The sequence below is a fragment of the Levilactobacillus angrenensis genome, from assembly GCF_003946085.1.
Lineage (GTDB): Bacteria > Bacillota > Bacilli > Lactobacillales > Lactobacillaceae > Levilactobacillus > Levilactobacillus angrenensis.
Map to the genome: position 1 here is coordinate 95,529 of NZ_RHOB01000003.1, position 18,245 is coordinate 113,773.

An 18,245-nucleotide genomic window follows, 5' to 3' on the forward strand; every position below is an offset into this window, starting at 1 on the left:
TTGGCGCACGTTTCGGCTATGAGGCCAGAGACGTGCGCCATCGACTCAAAGCGAGAGCGAGGCCGAGACCGTCTCTCAGGCTTGGTCCGGTCCGCACACCGCCTCATTACTTGAGATAAGCATACTTATAACTCCACTGCGTTCCCGCTGTGTTGTGGATAATGCCGTGAACGTCAGAACGCGTCAGGTAGGCGTAGTTAGCCTGATACAACGGGGTGAAGCTTTGCGTCTTGTTTAACAACTTGGCTGCTTGGACCATGTCTTGCCAGCGGGCTTCATCGTTGCCGGCATCCTGGTTTTGCGCCTTGTCGATCAATGCATCATAGCGCTTGTTCGACCATTTCCCGTAGTTCAGTGAGTTCGAGCTGACCGGAATCTGGAGGAAGGAAATCGGGTCGTTGAAGTCGGCTCCCCAGTGGGACAGGTACAAGTCAAAGTCGCCGCTAGTCGAACGGGACTGGGCCACGGAAGCCGGGACGTTTTGAATCTTCAGGTTAAAGCCCTTCAGGTTCTTTTCCAGCGCGCCCTTCAGGTACTGGGTCACGGTGCTGGCCGCGACGTCATCGTTGCCGGCCATGATGCTTAGGTTAACTTCCTTGACGCCCAGTTGCTTCAAGCCAGCCGCCCATTTCTGCTTGGCTAACTTAGGATTGTACGTCGTGGTATTCTTGACCGCCTGTTGCTTGGCGAAGTCCTCACCCGTCTTCGGGTCGTTCGCCAAACCACTGGCTACGAACCCCGTCGGCGTCACGGAGCCATCCCCCAAGACTTTCTTGGTCAGCTGGCTACGGTTGATGGACAACGCAATGGCCTGGCGAATGTTTTGGTTGCTCATGATCCGCCGTTTAGCCTTGTCGGCGTCTTGGAAATTGTATTTCAAATGAATCACGATGGAGTACGGATATTGCTGGAACTCTTTGTCATTCTTGTAGTTCTTCACCTGCTCGTTGGACAGTTGGGCAAAGTCCAGCTTCTTGTTTTGATACAGGCTCAACCCCGTCTGTGGATTAGTGACGACTTGGTAATTGATCTTGTGCAGCTTCACCACTTTGTGATCCCAGTACTGGTTGTTCTTGACGAAGGACCAGGTGTTGCCAGTCCCGTTCCAGCCCTGAATCTTAAATGGCCCACTGTAGACCATGTACTCGGACTTGGTCGCGTATTTCTTCCCGTACTTGTCGACCACCTTTTGATTTTGCGGGGCAAACAGCGGGTACGCCATTAAAATTTTAAAGTAAGCGATTGGCTTGTCCAGTTGGACCACGACCGTCTGTTGGTTCTTGGCGTGAATCCCAATGGTACTTGGCTTAGCCTTGCCCGCGATGATCTTGTCACCGTTCTTGATACCAGAAAACATGGTCATGTAAGACGACTTGGTCGATGGCGTCAGCGTTCGCCGCCAAGAATAAACGAAGTCCTGCGCAGTAATCTTATCGCCGTTACTCCACTTCGCGTTGTCACGAACGTGGAAGGTCCAGGTCTTCTTATCCTTGGAAACGCTGACCTTGTCCGCCAACCCAGGCGCCACCTTACCGTTCTTGCCTAAGCGATAAAAACCTTCAAACACATTCCCCGTCTGGCCATAACCGGTGGCCTTAGCCAGGTCGATCGTATCAAGTGCCGCGGTCGCTGGCAGCCGCAAGACCTGCTGCGGCTTGGCCGTTGATGACGTTTGTCCACAAGCAGCTAACCCCATGCCTAGTGCGATAACTGCGGCGACTAACCCAATTCCAGTCCATTTTTTCATCAGATAACTGCTCCTTTTTCCTCAATTTTTGGTGTGCAATCCACAAAAATTTTTATTTTGAAGCCAAAAAACGGGTTACCGCCCTCACGACATTCGTGAAAGGGGTAACCCGTTAGACACTGCCAATCTAGATTGGCGCTATGTACTGCTACGGTTTAGCCGGAAGATCACGAATTGAGGTAACGCAAAAAGACACGTTACATTCGCAACATGCGGCCAGTTGTCCTTGAGTTTGGCTAGCGTTCGTCATCATCGTGATCTTCCTCCTTTACTTATTTTTTGTTATTAAGTGAATTGCACAAGATTAAAGTTAACCTAAACCCAGCCATTTGTCAAAGAATAAGTTTTGCTGGCACAAAATTCTCAACAGAGGGTAACATAACGGGGATGAAAACGGTATACTGGAAACAAGTTTAACTAGTAGAAAGGATTTGAACGTATGGACATCGAACGAACGCTAGCTGCACTCACGTTACCCGAGAAGGCCGCTTTGGTTTCAGGAAAAAAGAGTTGGTACACCGCGGCCATTGACCGCTTAGACATCCCCGCTCTCATGATGACGGACGGCCCTTCCGGCTTACGGAAACAGACCGCCGATTCAGGGACCACCAACATCAACGACTCGGTCCAAGCCATCACCTATCCCGCGGCGGCGCTAAGTGCCAGCTCGTGGAATAAAGATCTACTTCACCAATTGGGCGAGCACCTGGGAGACGAGGCTCGCGCCGAACAAATCAGTCTGTTGTTAGGTCCCGGTGTCAATTTGAAACGCTCCCCACTGGGCGGCCGCAACTTCGAGTACCTGTCTGAAGACCCCCTAGTGGCCGGTGAGCTCGGCAGCGCCTACGTTCAAGGCGTTCAATCCAAACATGTAGGGGTCGCCGTTAAACATTTTGCCGCCAACAACCGGGAAAATCAACGCTTCACGGCTTCCAGCGATATGTCCCAACGGACCTTGCGTGAATTGTATCTGCGGACCTTTGAAATCATCGTCAAGTCCGCTCTGCCGGCAACCGTTATGACCTCTTATAACAAAATCAATGGCACGTTGAACTCGCAGAATCGCCGCTTGTTGCGCAGCATTTTACGTGACGAATGGGGCTTCCACGGCGCAGTGATGTCTGACTGGGGGGCCGTCGCCAACAACGTCCAAGCCTTACGCGCCGGTCTTGATTTGGAAATGCCTGGTCAAGGTCAGGCTTCCGTCGACAGCATCATCCGGGCCGTGGAAACTGGCGAGCTGGACGAAGGCACGCTGAACAAGGCCGTTCGGCACCTGCTGCACATCATTGAAAACTGGCTGCCAGCCGCCAAACCCGGCACTTACGACCACGCCGCCCACCACAAATTTGCCCGGCAATTAGCTGACGACAGCATTGTGTTGTTAAAGAACCGACATCACGAATTACCACTGACAGCCAAGGACGCTGGCAATATCGTCGTGATTGGCGAACTCGCCGACCAACCACGCTATCAGGGTTCCGGTAGCTCGCACGTCAATCCGACCAACCTGGTCACCCCACTGATGGCGCTGCAAGACAGCGAACTGACGGCTAACTACTACCCCGGGTATCGTTTAGACCAAAGCGAAACGGACGACAGCTTGGCGCAAGCCGCACTGGAAGCCGCTAAGTCAGCGGATCACGTCATCATTTTTGCTGGCTATCCCGAAAACGCCGAGTCAGAAGGCTTCGACAAGACCTCACTGATGCTCCCTGAAAATCAAGGGGAACTGATTGGTAGCCTCGCCAAAGTCAATGAACACGTCACTGTCGTTTTACAAAACGGTTCTGCCGTTGAAATGCCTTGGATCAACAATGTGGACGCGGTCGTGGAAACTTACCTAGCTGGTGAAGCGGTCGGCGAAGCCACTTGGGATATCATCACCGGGGCTGTCAATCCCTCCGGTCACTTGGCCGAGACCTTCCCCCGGCGGTTGACCGATACGCCGATGGCACCGACCTTTGGCCAAGACCCACATCACGAACGCTATACTGAAGGCGTCTTCATGGGCTACCGGTATTACGACACCCACGAAATGCACGTGCTGTTCCCGTTCGGCCACGGCTTGAGCTACACCACGTTTGAATACACCAACCTGGCCATCACTGAAAACGAGCACGGTGCCACGGTAAGCTTTGAGGTAACCAATACCGGCGACCGCCCGGGCCAAGCAGTGCCGCAACTCTATGTGGCCAACCACGCCTCTCACGTACCAATGCCGACTAAGGAACTGCGCGCCTTCACCAAGGTGGCCGTGGCGCCAGGCGAAACCCAGCCCGTCACTCTCAAGCTCAGCCGCCGCGACTTCAGCTGGTGGTGTGAGGGCAAGGCTCGTTGGCAAGCCGATACCGGCGACTACGAAATCATGATTGGCGATTCCTCAAGAGACATTCGCCTCCAGACCAAGCTGACGATGGACTTCAAGAACTCACCAGCCCCCGTCACCATGGAGACCTACTTGACCACGATTGTCCAAGATCCGCGGTTGCGGGCACTCTTCCAAGCAACCGTCCTGGCACCGAAGTATGCGGGGTCGAATAACTTCTTAGCCGCCACTGACGAAAAAGGTAATCTAGCCTTACTTCAAGATCAAATGTTTCTGAACATGCCGTTGCGCGCAGTCATTGCGCTCGGCGGTCCTGCACCGTTGATTGCTGACTTTATTGCCGCTGCCAACGACCGTACGAAATAGATTTACTTAAAAAGCAGGCGTGACCATCAAGTATTTTGCTACTTGGTAGTCGCGCCTGCTTTTGTCTTACTGCGTTAGCGGCAACACCATATCTAAATGCGGAATCCCGGTCTCCAGGTAAACGTCACTCACCGGTTGAAATCCCAGCGAGGCGTAAAACTGCTGTAGATAGGCTTGCGCTTGAATCACAATCCGCCGGGCTGCTGGATAAGTCGTCTGGGCCGCCTGAATCGCCGTCATGACCAACTCGCGACCCGCGCCATGCCGACGCGCTGACGGGGCCACGACGACCCGCCCGATGCGAACCTGCTGAGGTTCTGGAATCAACCGGGCATAGGCCAACACATGTCCAGCTGCATCCTGCCGAAATAGGTGTTGGGCAACCTGGTCAGCATCGTCTACTTCCTGATAGGCACAGTCTTGCTCCACCACGAATACTGCCACCCGCAGCCGATAGATTTCGAGCAACTCCGTCGTGGTCACCTCAGAAAATGATTTTTGGATAAATTCGCTCATACGTTTCTCGCTAGTTCACGTACTTGACGTGAGGCTGATGATCCAAGGGGTATTCCACGGGCGTATCCCAATCGTTCAGCATTTCATCAGTCAATCGCACGCCCTGTAACTCCTGATTATCATACGGTTCCATGAAGTAAGAGCGTTCGTCCAAGTTCGCGTAGCCCCGGTATTGGGTGTAGTCACTCGTGCCATCGGCCTTTAGTTTGACGCCCTTAGGAATCGTGACGCTGTCCAGAAGGTGTTGTAAGAGGTTCAACGTATTGGGCGTCCCCGTAGTTGGTAAGCTATAATGCTTGTTGTAAACGGTCCGGACAAAGCGTGATGGTGAGGTGTAGTCGCCGGGTAGTCCCAGTGCCCCAGTTCCCGGACCTTGCGTCTTCAGTGAGAAGCCCATGTAGTCATGCAACGGCCGTTCCGCCGCTTGCATCGTACCATACGTGCTAAGGTTTTGCAGATGCCAGCTCAGCTGTGGTGCGTTCGTCATGACCCCCACTGGGTCGTCGATCAAATGCAGGTCTTCACTGGTAGCTTCCAGTACCGCGGTATCCCCGGTCGGGTCACTGAAAATAAAGTGCAACGGCGTGGTCAACCCTAATAACGCTACCGGTACGTCTAAGATCTGAATGTGTTTAACCAACTCCCGCAAGTCGGCCACGCTTTTGGCATTGCCCAGGGCCCAGGCCGTCACGTCATGGGGCGCTAGACCTAATTTATCGGCGGGTGCCGTCTTTTGGTATTGCGCATATTGGGGGAAGTAAAGTGCAGCGACTCCCAGGCCAAATTCATTCACGCCATCCACAAACATGTAGTGGCTCAGATTCCGACCAGCCCCGATAAAGCCGTACTTCGTGGTAAAGTCGCCGGCATCTCCTTGAATCTTTTGGTGGCGGGGCATGAAGACTGGTTGCCCACCTAGTTCAAAAGCAAAGTCCATCGTGCGTGCCAGAAAATGGTCGCCCTGACTATTTTCGTAAGTTAAACTCGTACACATTGAAAATCATCCCGTTTCTAATTTAGTTACTCATTATTCTAACCCTTCAAAATCAATTTTGCACGGATAATCATTGAAACTATAACCAGTTAATTCAGTCCTACGATAAACCGTTTTAGGGGTTATTTTAACGATTACCATCATTAATTTTGCGTGTGCAAGACCATTGTGGGGCAAAATTAACTCACCGTTTTAAGTTGAGCAACTTAATCATCACTTTTGGTGCTATCTCACGCTTTTCCGGTATCTATTTTGCTAGTGGTCGGGTATGCTTACGGGTAGGAAGGTCGCTTCTCGTGGTAATGACGGTTGCGGGTTAGCTTTTCCACTGGCGCAGTTAAACGACAGCATCATGTCAATGAGACCCCCAATCTAAAAGGCAAGTCACAAGGCCTTTTAGCTAGCCGTGTGTCAGGTGACCGCCGTCCTTCCGGAATAGGGACTGGAACCGACCATTCCAGTCTCTTTATTTTGGCCTGGAATAACATCACTCCGCAGCATGGTAGCGAATCGTACTCTCGCCATTCCCGTTGGCGATGACTTGCAACTGGTTTTCGACCTGATCACGCAGCTCGCTCACGTGGCTAATGATTCCGATCATCCGGTGTTGTCCCTCGATTGTTTCTAGTGATTCCAGGGCCGTCATTAAAGCATCCTCATCCAGTGAGCCAAAGCCTTCGTCAATGAAGAGTGCATCCACGTCGACACTCCCCGTGGTCTGCTGAATGACTTCCCCTAACGCCAAGGCCAGGGCTAACGAGGCAATGAAACTTTCCCCGCCAGAGAGCGTGTGCACGCTGCGTTGCTCGCCAACGTGGTCATCATAGACATTGATTTCCAAACCAGAGCGTTTCTTTGAATTAGCTTGCGCCTCGTCGATCACAAACTGATAGCGGCCGTTGGTCAACTGCTTCAGCCGGTGATTGCCGACGGTCAAGATCTGGCGGAGATATGTTTGCAACACGTAGCGCTCCAACCCCAGTTTACTGTTCGGGCCATCCCCGTTGACGACCCCACTCAATTCCGTAAGCTCTTGCGTTTTCTTCAAGGTAGCCGCTTGGTCCGCCACCAGCTGATCCAGTTGGGTGACGCGTTCCGTGTTGTATTCAGCCAAGTTCTGCCGTTGTCGTTGCTGTTCTTGCAGTGCCGTGACTTGTTCTTTAGCCGCCGTCAATTTAGCCTGCGTTTGTTCACGTTGCGGCGCGGCCTGCCCTTGCGTCCGCTTGACCAGCGTGGCGATTGACGTCGCCAACTGGGCCTGGTGCTGTTGAAAGTCTTGTAGCGTTTGACGGTTAGCGCCCAATGTGGGCAATTCCGCGATAGCCGTCGTTACCAGTTGTTCTTGCTCATCGCCGGCTGCTTGAAATTGGGTCAAGAGCTGTTGATGGACCGCTGCTTGGGCCGTGGCCAGTTCCTGTTGGCTCGTTACCAGTTCCTGCTGGGCTTGTGTGACCTGTGTCTGCCGGATTTCCACGGTCTGTTGTGCTTGTTGAACTGCTTGGTTAGCCATGTCTAAGGTCTGCTGATCTTGGGTGATTTGTTGTTGCAATGCCGCCAATTGCCGATCAAAATCCGTGACCGTGGGGGCATCGGCCGGCAACCGCTTGGTCTCGGTCGCAAGTTCCGTTGTCAGCTGGTCTGCCGCAGATTGCCGCTGCTTGGCCGTTTCAGTGGCCTGCGTCAACTGTGTCGCCAGAGACTGCGCATCGGCTTTCAATTGGGCCAGGGCCGTTTGCGCCGCCTGCAGGTCCGCTAGTTGCTGATTATTTTCAGCGATGGCTTGTTGATAAGCTGTCACAGCCGCCTGCTGCACACTAGCCAGTTGCGCTAGCGTAGCCGTTGCGGGTTGGGCCAGCGCCTGTTGGAGGTCACGCAACCCAGTCTGAATGGTCGCTTGCTGCTCAGCGACCCGTTCTTGCTGATTTTTGCATTCAGTTGCCAGTTGAGTCGCCTGTTGTTCGCGCTGCTGGGCCGTCGCTGCTAGTTGCTTGACCTCATCTTCAGAAATGTCTGCGGCCGCCGTCGTTGGCGCTGGATGGGGATGATGTTCCGACCCGCAGACCGGACACGGACTCCCCTCAGTCAGTTGCGCACTTAACAATACGATTTGGTTCCGCAAGAATTCTTGGTTCTTCGCTTCAGCTAGTGCGCGTTGTTGCTTCGCTGTTGCAGCGGCCGCATTGGCCTGCATCGTCAACGCCTGTTGCTGGGTCGTCAATTGCGCCTGATTTTTCGTCAACTCCTGTAATGTCGTCAACTGCTGTTGCTGTTGATCCAGTGTCGCTTTTTGCTGCGCCAAGGTATTTTGGGTGGCATAAATCGTTGCCTGTTGGTCCACGACCTGTTGTCGCCGGACTTGGGCCGTTTGATTCTCTGTGACTGCGGTTTGACTAGTCGTCACCTCCGCCGTAGCCCGTTGGACCGCCACCTGAGCTTGCTCACGCTGCTGTTTTAAGTCAGCTACACGTTGATAGACCGGAACCAAAGCCTGCTGTTGGGCCAATTGGGTATTGGCTTGCTTGAGCTTGGCCACCAGTGGTTGTTGACGGGTCTGCTCCTGTTGGGCAGCCGCCAGTTGGACCTGGGCTTGACTCAACTGATCTTTGGCAGTTTGTTGCTGGGTCTGCCGCTGGGCCACGGTTTGAGTTGCCCGTTGGCGTTGCTGCCATTGCGGCTGGAGTTGTTGGGTCCACTCCAACTCGGCGATTCGCTGCTTGAGTTGCGCCATCGCCGGTTCCTGCGTGGCCAGCGTCTGTTGTTCAGTACGCTGCTGAGCCAATTGCTGCTGGTCTTGCAAGAATAGCCGTTCTTGTTCATCTTGGCGGACCAAATCACTGTGGGCCTGATCAGCGGCTTGTAGCTTCTTTTGCACGGTGGCAACTTCTTGTTTAGTAGTCGCCTGTTGGCTAGCCATTAAGGTCAGAATCTCAGTCGTTTGTCGATTAGCCAGGAGATCTTGAGCGTGTGCCTGGTTGGCTGGCGTCCATTTCAATTCACCGAGCAACCGGTCTTGGGTCGCCGCAGTCTGGCGATTGGCGGCCTCATTTTGCTTGAGTTGGCGCTTTAGTTGGTCCGTCCACCGGGCAAAAATAGTCGTGTTGAACAGTTGCTCCAACACCGCTGCCTTGTCTTCGCTAGGCGCAATCAAAAAGCGCCGGAATTGGCCTTGAGGCAGCAACACGATTTGGGCAAACTGTTTGCCGTCCATCTGCAAGAGATTTTGCAGGTAATCGCGGACCTGGCCTTCCTTGGTCAGCTGGGTCACTTCATCTTCTCCAGCAAAAACCGTGAGCGTCACGCTAGCCGCGGCTTCGTGGACCCCAGTTCCCCGCTTTTTGGCCAACGTTTGGCTAGGCTCGCGCACAATTTCGTAGCGCCGCTCGCGGTGCGTGAAGGTAAACGTGACCCGCGTGGTGTCCGTCATCGTGGCAAAGTCTGAACGCATGGATTTGGCCTCGCGGTCGACGCCTGAGGTCTGATTGAACAGGGCATAGCACATCCCGTCAAAGATGGTGGTCTTGCCACTCCCGGTCTTGCCACTAATCAAAAACAACGGTGTCGCGGCAAATTTGGTGAAGTCGATGGTCGCATCCCGATAAGGACCAAAATATTCCAGATGTAAGGTTACTGGGCTCATTGTTGTTCCTCCTCCTTTTCCGCACGCTGTAAGGCCTGCTTGGCCCAAGTCAACTGCTGGTCACTCAAGTCGTGCTGCGTGACCTGGGCAAAGAAATCACTCAGAAGCGTCACGGGGTCTTGTTGGACCTGGTGCACGTCCAAAGTTTCTGGTGTCACCAGCAATTGGTTGACCCGATTTAACTCAATCACCCGCGGAAACCGGGTCTTCAGTCGTTGCATCACGTTGGTAATCGGCGTGGTGTCCGTCAGGTTCACGGCGATAAAGTCCTCCGGCGTCACTGGGTAAATGTGATTGGGGTCCATTAAGTGATCAAAACTATCTTCCAATACGACCAAGTCATGCCACGGTTTCAACGGCTTAAAGGTCACGGTTACCGGTGTCGTGTCGGTATCCACAATCCACACCCCTTTGGTATCCGCAGCCTCACTGGTCGAAAATTTCAGCGGTGAGCCACTGTATTTGACAGTCGGTTCATTTTGCAAGGCCTCTTTACGATGTAAATGTCCCAACGCCACGTAGTCAAATGGGGCCAGTAAGTCCACGGGGACGGCATTCAAGCCCCCTACTTGAACCTGCGTTTCTGAATCTGTATGTTGACTACCGGCCGCAAAGAAATGGGCGATCAAGACGTGTCTTTTGTCTGGCGCAAATTTTTCCTGCATTGCCGCCACTAACCGTTCCATCGCTTGATTGACGGTGCGAATCTTATCGTCATCAAAGAACTTTCGAGCAGCGATTGGTTCAAAATACGGCAGTAAAAAGAACTGCGTATCGCCCAGTGTCACTGGTTTTAAGACGTCTGCTAATTTGGTCCGTAAGAAAAAGTCGGTGCTCGAAAACCACTCGGCCCCGTAACCCAACCGCACGCCGGAATCATGATTACCACTGATAGCCAGCAGCGGAAATTTCTCGTGGCGGTTCAAGTCCACCAGCATCTTCGTCAATGCCGTCACGGTCGGTTCGCTGGGGAGTGCGCGGTCATAGAGGTCGCCCGCAATCACGATGGCATCCACGTGCTCGGCCACCGCGATCGCCTTGATCTGCCGATAGGCCTCCTCTTGTTCTGGAATCAAATCATAGCCGTGAAGCTTTTTGCCAATATGCCAATCCGCTGTATGTAAAAATCGCATCGTCCTGCCCTCTCTCTACTTATTCTCTGGCGCCCAATCACAACTCACCAAATGGTCATTCACCATACCCACCGCTTGCAGAAAGGAATAAACGGTGGTGGGCCCCACGAACTTGAAGCCGCGTTTCTTCATTTCTCGGGAAATATGCTGTGCCAGATCCGTCGTTGCCGGCATCTGATCAGCCGACTGAATGGCGTGGCGGATTGGTTGCCCACCGACAAAGGCCCACAGCCACGTCGCAAAGTCAGGACCAGCCGGCCAATTTAAAATGACCTGGGCGTTGTTGACCGTGGCTTCGAGCTTCCGCCGATTACGAATGATCTCAGGGTCAGTCAACAAGCGTGCAATGTCTGCGGGGGTCATGGCCGCGACTTTGGCGATATCAAAATCGTAAAAGTCCCGGCGAAAAGCAGCGCGCTTATTCAGTACCGTTTGCCAGCTCAACCCAGCCTGATAGGTCTCTAGGCAGAGTAGCTCAAAGATCTTCTGTAAATCGTGTTGCGGCCGACACCATTCTTCATCGTGATACCGTTCCATCACCGGTGAACCCGTTGCCCAATCACATCGTTTAACCATGACGATTCCTCCCATTTTCTGTTAAATCTACTATACCAGATTCCAATTCAAAGACCAAACAAACGTTCGATTTATTATTTTATGAAAGCGACACCAATGCCGCAATCAGTGGTTTATTCATCTGATATTTCCTCAATTAATTTTGCTTGACCCTACGCAACTAATGGCCTATGCTATTGTAAACATGACATGTTTTGGGGAATAGAGGAGGTTATCATCATGCGTAGAACACACCATCTCAAGGCGCGCTCACTGATTACGGCCGTTGCGGCAGCCTTAATCGTGGCACCCGCCATCACCACTAGCACCATCACGGCTTCAGCTGCCAGTGTGACCCCGTCTAGTGCATTGCTCAAAAAATCCAAGGGCTACTATCAAAAGCACGCCAAGACGCTGGGCAAGAAATACAAGTTAGCTTATGATGCACAGACCGCCTTGAAGAAAAACGGCAAGACCACGGTGTACGTGAACACCAAGGATAAGACGCTCAAGAAGAGTGTTACCACCGCGATGGCTTACTGGAACAAGAAGCTGGGCAAGAAAGAATTTACTGTCGGCACCAAGAAAAAGCACAATCTGACGTTCTCCGTCTCCAAGACCACCCCTACCAAGAGTGATCAAAGTGACGCGTGGTGGACGCCTGCTAAGAAGCAGTTACAGATTCGGCAATCATTTTACACCGCCGAAAAGCAAAATATCGGCGTGGCCATGACCAATCAGCTCAACGACGCCTTTTACAAGCAATACGCTGGGAAGATTGAAGCGAAGGCCAAGGCTAACCTGATGGCTGAAGGTATCTCTGCCGACGACAACGAGTACCAGACACTGTTCAATCAGGAAGCCGGTAAGGTCGAGACGAGTTTACCAGAATACGCCGTTTTGAAAAAAGACGTGACTCTGGTGAAGAATAAGCTCGCCAACGAAGGCCGCATGTACGAATACGCCAGCACGATCGCCCATGAACTGGGGCACGTGATGGGACTTAATCATTCACCGAATAAGAAAGATTTAATGTACTTTGAAAGCGGTAGTAGCAACGTTTACAGCTACAAGAAAGTCAAAGCTGGTCTGTCCAAATACACACCAGTGACCAAGACCGATAAGAATCGCGCCAAACTCGCGCTTAAAATTTATGTGGCTGTTCACTGATCAACTCCGTAAAAAGTTGCCAATCGTTTTCTCGTTGGCAACTTTTTTTCTGCAATCGAACTGTAATCAATTGTAAATTGTCCGTAACCTCCTCGCAAGTCAGACCGTGTACAATGGACCCAAAGACTGAGGAGGATATCATTCATGCAAATTAAGTTTCATAAATTAGGGGCCGGTTTGGCCGCTGCAGCTGCTGTTTTGGCCGTGGGTATCGGTTTGAGCACAACTAGCGCACAAGCAGCCGGTAACAAAGTTGCGGATGTTTCTCAATACCAAGGAAATATCAACTGGAACAAGGCGTCCAAGGACTTAAAGTACGCCATCATTCGTGTACAACACGGGAGCAAGGGCGACGCTGGCTACATGGTCGACAGCAAGCGTAACGTCAACGCCAACGGTGCCTACAAGGCGGGCGTGCCATTCGGCCAATACATGTTTGCCGAATTCACGAGTGTGAAGGATGCCAAGCAAGAAGCCAAGGACTTCTACAAGCGGAGTAACGCGCACACGAAGTTCTTCGCTTTGGATGAAGAAAAGCGGATGCCAAGTGCCACTAAGTCCGAACAAACTTACGTTAATGCCTGGTTGAAGACCATGCGGAGCTTAACGGATAAGCCTTTGATCATGTATGCTGGTGAATATTACGCCAACTCACATAACTTGGACTTCTCTAAATTTGACGGTTCTTGGATCGCCAAGTACAGTTCCACTAAGCCTAAGGTTTCTGGTACGTCCATCGACTTGTGGCAATACACCAGTACGGGACGGGTCTCCGGTATCAGCGGTAACGTTGACTTGAACAAGATTCAAAACAATTCCGTGGTCAAGAGCTGGTTCGCCGGTGCCGCCCATACTACGCCTAGCTACTACAGTAGTGTGAAAAACGTGACTGGCATCAAGATCGACAAGAACGTTTATGAATACAACAGCACGTTGTTCACAAAGAACAAGCGAAGCACCAAATTGACTGCCGGTAAGAAGGTTGCGGTCAAAGCCATCACCAAGAACAGCAAGAACGCTTACCGTTTCCAATTGAACAACGGCAAGTACGTGACTGCTAACAAGGCATTCGTGACGACTTACTAAAATTAAATTTAACTGTTTTAAGGACAGCGACTTCGGTTGCGGTCCTTTTTTCGTATCACCTAAAGATTGAAAGTAACATTTACGCGTTAACACCCGAAACGACAGTATCCTGTCCATATAAACTTAGTCAAACCAGGAGCCTGCGTCAGCCAGAAATTCCGCCTGCTATGAGGGACACCTCCAGCCAAAGGGCGGGCTTCCAGTTCGCTTTGAAGCCTGACAAAATCAGTCAGTCTCCAAAGTCGCCCCACGCTGTAGGCTGAGAAAAGACCTCAGCCAACACCGTCGACACAGCTGGCTCCATCTCTGGCTGTCTCCGGCGGGTTGGTGATTATCAATAACACTGTGTTAGGAATCAACCGCTAGAATAGCTGCCGTCTAGGGCTAAGCCGACTTTTACTGGCAAGCACTTCTGCAGCCGAGAGTCCGCCAACTATGGGTTCAGCCGTGGGAGTTGTTTTAGCGGCGTGATTCATGCCGCTTAGACAACTGGCGTCTTTGAGACGCGACCTTCGGCTCAAAACGAGGCCGAGACCGTTTTTCAGGCTCGGTCCGGTCCGCCCACTGCGTTCCAACCCATAGTTGGTGGACGGTAGGCGACCAGTCCTCACTACGAAGCTGTAAACGATTGATTTTTTCGCCATCAGTCGCGTGGTGACTATGCTTCTAGCTGATTCTTATCTTTCTTGTCTTTAGGTATCACCATCTCCGCAAAAGAATCTTTAGTGAGTGACTCTGTAAGCGGTTAATTTATGCTAAGATTAATTTAATCATAACCCTTGGGGGAATTCTCATGAACGGTTTACTCTTAGTCAATTTAGGCTCACCCGCTTCGCCCACCACGGCGGACGTGCGCCAATACTTACGCCAATTTCTCAGCGACCGCAACGTGATTGAAATGTCGCCTGCCCTATGGCAACCACTGTTGCGCGGCATCATTTTGCCCACTCGTTCCTGGCGCTCGGCGACCTTCTATCAACATATTTGGACCCAGGAAGGCTCACCTCTGATTGTGTACACCCAACGAATGGCGCAACAAGTTCAACGACTGTTGCCAGACTGGCAGGTCGCCTACGCCATGACGTACGGCCAACCCGCGATTGGACCGGCGTTAACCCAGTTAGCACAAACCTGCGATCACATCGTCTTACTGCCGCTTTTCCCACAGTACACGCAAAGCACGCATGGCGGTATTTTTCAGCAGGCTCAAGCTACTGGTGTACCCGTCACCACGGTTCACCATTTCTACGACCAGCCAGCCTACCTCGACCTCTTGGCGGATCAAGTCTGGCACGCCTATCAACAGGCCGATTACGATGCCGTCTTATTCAGTTACCACAGCATCCCTAGCGCCATGGTTCGTCACGGTGACCCCTACCCGACGGAGTGTCAGGCCACCACACAAGGCGTTTTGGACCGTCTGCCCGACTTGCCCGCCGACAAGGTCCAGACGGTCTATCAATCTAAGTTCGGCCCGATGCCGTGGCAGAAGCCTTACTTGAAGAACACGCTGATGCAGCTAGTCGAGCTAGGCAAACGCAACGTCTTAATTGCGACACCGTCTTTCGTGGCCGACTGTCTGGAAACCTTAGAAGAAGATTACGTTCAAAACTACCAAACGTTTAAGGCCAGTGGCGGCGACAATTTCCAGCTGGTTCCGCCGATGAATGACGACCCGCGGTTCAGCCGGTTTCTCGCTGATTTAGCGCAACAGCGACTCACTCAAGTGGGTGATGCCCATGCCTGAACCCACGCGGCCCAGTTTGGATGAAGTCAATCGTAGCGTGCCGGTACCTAGCGTCTATGAGACGTCATTTTTCCAGAAATTTCTCGCTTATAGCGGGCCCGGTGCGTTGGTGGCTATTGGCTATATGGACCCCGGCAATTGGTTGACGTCGCTGGCGGGGGGCAGCCAGTATCGCTATCAACTGTTGGCAGTCCTGGTCATGGCGATTTTAGTCGCGATGTTCATGCAGGATTTGGCCATCAAGCTCGGCGTCGTGGCCCGTCAAGATTTGGCTCAAGCAATCGCGGCCCAGGTTCCCACACCCGTGCGTATCACGCTGTGGCTGCTCAATGAGGTGGCGATGATGGCGACCGATCTGACCGGGGTCGTGGGCACGGCCATCGCCTTGAAATTACTCTTTGGCTTGCCGCTGGTCTACGGCATCCTACTGACAGTGGCCGACGTGCTGATTGTCCTGTTGTTTTTGCACTTCGGCATTCGGCGCATCGAATTCATCGTGTTGGTGGCGATTCTCACCGTGGGGCTGATCTTTGCCATCGAGGTCTGGCGCGCCCAACCCGTGCCGAGTGCGATTGCTCGCGGTTTGGTCCCTTCGCTCAGCCTCCTGACCAATCATGAAAAATTGATTCTCAGCGTCGGCATTATCGGCGCGACCATCATGCCCCACAACCTTTACTTACATTCGGCCCTCGCCCAAAGTCGGCGCTACGACGAGCACGACCCGGCGCAAGTCACCGAGGCGTTGCGGTTCGCCCGCTGGGATTCTACCGTCCATTTGATTGCGGCTCTGATCATTAACGCCTTACTCTTGATTCTCGGCGGCACGCTATTCTTTGGCAAAACGGGCCAACTTTCCAGTCTGCAGGCCGTCTACCAGGGCCTGAAAAATAGCGCCATCGTCGGCACGTTGGCTAGTCCGCTCATGAGTTGGTTGTTCGCGTTGGCCCTCTTGATCACCGGGCTGATTTCGTCCATCACCAGCACCCTGTCCGGACAAATCGTGATGGAAGGCTACATCCACATTCGCTTACCCTTGTGGCAACGGCGCCTGCTGACACGTTTCGTAACGCTAGTGCCCATCATCTTGATTGGCTGGGCGGTCGGCTTTAACGACCACACCTTTGAAAGCCTCATCGTCTACGCTCAGGTGGTCTTGAGCATTGCGTTGCCATTCACCCTTTTCCCACTGATTCATTTGACGGACCAGTCGCCGCTAATGGGCAACCACGTCAACCGCCGCGCAATCGCAGTCATCGGGTACGGCTTGACGGCGGTGATCACCGTGTTTAACCTGCAATTATTACTCTCTGTTTTTTCTTAAAATGCCATACAAAAGCGCGTCTGGGCCATTTGTCCAAACGCGCTTTTATATGGCATTTTAACTCAGTGAAACGGGTAGCCGGTTGCGTCTATCCCAACGCTGTGACCACTTGCAAAGTCGCTGAGAAATAATTCTTCTTTTCAATCGATTTTGGCAGTTGCTTAGCCGTCTTCTTTTTCAGGGACGTGCGCTTCATCACGCGCGCCGCGTAGTTGACCGGCGCGGTAAACGCGGTGTTCTCGTAGGTGTTGACCGCTTTGCCGCCGAGCGTGTAGACCGCCTTGATCTTGGCCTTCCGGTTGTAGAAGGTCAGTTGCTTGAGCAGCGCTTTTTTGGTCACGCTGTCATGTTTGATCTTATAAGTCTGGGCTAACCGCCACGGCACCCGGCAAGCATTGTAGCCAACTTGATTATCCGTGCCCGATTCAATGGCATACGGCTGCACGGCCTTGAGCTTCAGGCTCTTACCTGTCACGAAAATGAAGTCTGGAAACAAGCCCGTCTTGTGCCGCGCACTCAGCTTCTTAACTGCGGTTTGACTGCGTTTAGCCACCTTGTTCCAGAAGCTATCGTGGGTGTATTTCGCAAACGTCTTGAAGTACCCCGTCATCAAATCCGCCGTCCGCAACTTACTGCGGTCATAAGCACTCGTGGCCCAATTACCCATAGTTGGCAGTAAGGTCGTCGGGTTGATTTCCTTTTGCTTGATGGCCTTCAAAAGCTTCTTGGCGGCCGCCTTGTAATTGACCTTTTTACTACCCCACTTCTTGTCGGCTAAAATCAACGCATAGGCAATGTCCAAATCTCCATCGGTCGCCGAATTTCGCTGCTGGCCGGTACTGGTCAGCTTGCCGCCACGCTTGGTCTGTTGCCACTGCATCAACGGGACCTTGCTGGATACCCGGTGAGCACGGTAGTATTTGTAGAACTGGTTAAACGTGCTCCGCGTATTGACGCCCTTCTTAGCCGCCAATACGGCCGCTAACATGCCGTAACCCTGGCCCTCAGATAAAGCGGTCGTGGCTCCTTGGCCGTTGTTGGACTTGACATACTTTTGGGTCTTGCCGCCCACATAAGCCTTCCGCCACTGCTTATACAGCGTGGTGGCAGACGCCGCGTGCGCCGACATCGGTTGGGACAGCGCTAAGCCGCCAACCGTCAAGCCACACAACACCGCCATACCAACGATTAATTTATGTAAATGCATACTGGTAACTCCTTTCGCTATTCATACGTTCATTATACCGCGCACTGAAATAAAAAGGACTGTGACCACCGCCACAATCCTGGAATAACGTTGCTATTTAGTTTTTGCCTCATCCGTGAAGATTTCCTTGGCAATATTGAAGGCAGACCACGCTTTAGGCCAACCCACGTAGAAGGATAAGTGGGTAATAACTTCGGCAATCTCGTCCTTGGTGATGCCGTTGCCCTTGCCAATCTTCAGATGTGCTGGAAGTTGTTCAAAGTTGCCCGCAGAAATCAATGCAGAAATCGTAATCAAACTTCGTTGGTGCGCGGATAATTTATCCTCGCGTGACCAGACTTGACCGAATAAGACATCGTCATTGAGTTCAGCAAACTTGGGCGCAAAATCACCTAAGTTGTCCCGACCAGCAGTTTGTTTTTTCGCCATCGTGCTAA

General features: G+C 52.5%; 13 protein-coding genes. 5 read left to right on the plus strand and 8 right to left on the minus strand.

Annotated features, from left to right (window positions below; all coding sequences use genetic code 11):
• Positions 1–106: 106 nt before the first annotated feature.
• Positions 107–1,747, minus strand: coding sequence for a peptide ABC transporter substrate-binding protein (locus EKM83_RS02355; protein ID WP_125575037.1), 1,641 nt, complete (start codon positions 1,745–1,747; stop codon positions 107–109).
• A gap of 439 nt (positions 1,748–2,186) precedes the next feature.
• Here EKM83_RS02355 and EKM83_RS02360 point away from each other — a divergent pair, with 439 nt between their 5' ends.
• The gene (locus EKM83_RS02360) at positions 2,187–4,442 is read left to right on the plus strand and encodes a glycoside hydrolase family 3 C-terminal domain-containing protein (protein WP_125575038.1); all 2,256 of its coding nucleotides are present in this window, start codon (positions 2,187–2,189) and stop codon (positions 4,440–4,442) included.
• 66 nt (positions 4,443–4,508) lie between these two features.
• On the opposite strand, the gene EKM83_RS02365 is transcribed toward EKM83_RS02360, so the two are convergent.
• From EKM83_RS02365 to EKM83_RS02385, 5 genes are all read right to left on the minus strand, one after another.
• Positions 4,509–4,958: a GNAT family N-acetyltransferase gene (locus EKM83_RS02365; protein ID WP_125575039.1), complete on the minus strand. Its 450-nt coding sequence runs from the start codon at positions 4,956–4,958 to the stop codon at positions 4,509–4,511.
• Positions 4,959–4,968: 10 nt separating this feature from the next.
• Positions 4,969–5,952, minus strand: coding sequence for a choloylglycine hydrolase family protein (locus EKM83_RS02370; protein WP_125575040.1), 984 nt, complete (start codon positions 5,950–5,952; stop codon positions 4,969–4,971).
• Between the two features lie 487 nt (positions 5,953–6,439).
• Positions 6,440–9,589: an AAA family ATPase gene (locus EKM83_RS02375; RefSeq protein ID WP_125575041.1), complete on the minus strand. Its 3,150-nt coding sequence runs from the start codon at positions 9,587–9,589 to the stop codon at positions 6,440–6,442.
• Positions 9,586–10,722: an exonuclease SbcCD subunit D gene (locus tag EKM83_RS02380; protein ID WP_125575042.1), complete on the minus strand. Its 1,137-nt coding sequence runs from the start codon at positions 10,720–10,722 to the stop codon at positions 9,586–9,588. The genes EKM83_RS02375 and EKM83_RS02380 overlap by 4 nt, the downstream gene beginning before the upstream one ends.
• A 15-nt stretch (positions 10,723–10,737) precedes the next feature.
• On the minus strand, positions 10,738–11,298 hold the full coding sequence (locus EKM83_RS02385; RefSeq protein WP_125575043.1) for a DNA-3-methyladenine glycosylase I: 561 nt from the start codon (positions 11,296–11,298) through the stop codon (positions 10,738–10,740).
• A gap of 219 nt (positions 11,299–11,517) precedes the next feature.
• Between EKM83_RS02385 and EKM83_RS02390 the strand changes: the two genes are divergently transcribed.
• The 4 genes from EKM83_RS02390 (at position 11,518) to EKM83_RS02405 (ending at position 16,601) form a co-directional block, all read left to right on the plus strand.
• On the plus strand, positions 11,518–12,447 hold the full coding sequence (locus tag EKM83_RS02390) for a matrixin family metalloprotease (RefSeq protein ID WP_125575044.1): 930 nt from the start codon (positions 11,518–11,520) through the stop codon (positions 12,445–12,447).
• 144 nt (positions 12,448–12,591) lie between these two features.
• Entirely contained in the window at positions 12,592–13,533 is a 942-nt protein-coding gene (locus EKM83_RS02395; protein WP_125575045.1) for a GH25 family lysozyme, read from the plus strand.
• Positions 13,534–14,326: 793 nt separating this feature from the next.
• Positions 14,327–15,280, plus strand: a complete 954-nt coding sequence (hemH, locus tag EKM83_RS02400; protein WP_125575046.1) for a ferrochelatase — start codon at positions 14,327–14,329, stop codon at positions 15,278–15,280.
• The gene (locus tag EKM83_RS02405) at positions 15,273–16,601 is read left to right on the plus strand and encodes an Nramp family divalent metal transporter (RefSeq protein ID WP_164505566.1); all 1,329 of its coding nucleotides are present in this window, start codon (positions 15,273–15,275) and stop codon (positions 16,599–16,601) included. The genes hemH and EKM83_RS02405 overlap by 8 nt, the downstream gene beginning before the upstream one ends.
• Positions 16,602–16,689: 88 nt before the next feature.
• Here EKM83_RS02405 and EKM83_RS02410 read toward each other — a convergent pair whose 3' ends face one another.
• Positions 16,690–17,808: a glycosyl hydrolase family 8 gene (locus EKM83_RS02410; RefSeq protein ID WP_125575048.1), complete on the minus strand. Its 1,119-nt coding sequence runs from the start codon at positions 17,806–17,808 to the stop codon at positions 16,690–16,692.
• Between the two features lie 93 nt (positions 17,809–17,901).
• Positions 17,902–18,237, minus strand: a complete 336-nt coding sequence (locus tag EKM83_RS02415; protein WP_125575049.1) for a carboxymuconolactone decarboxylase family protein — start codon at positions 18,235–18,237, stop codon at positions 17,902–17,904.
• Between the last annotated feature and the right edge of the window lie 8 nt (positions 18,238–18,245).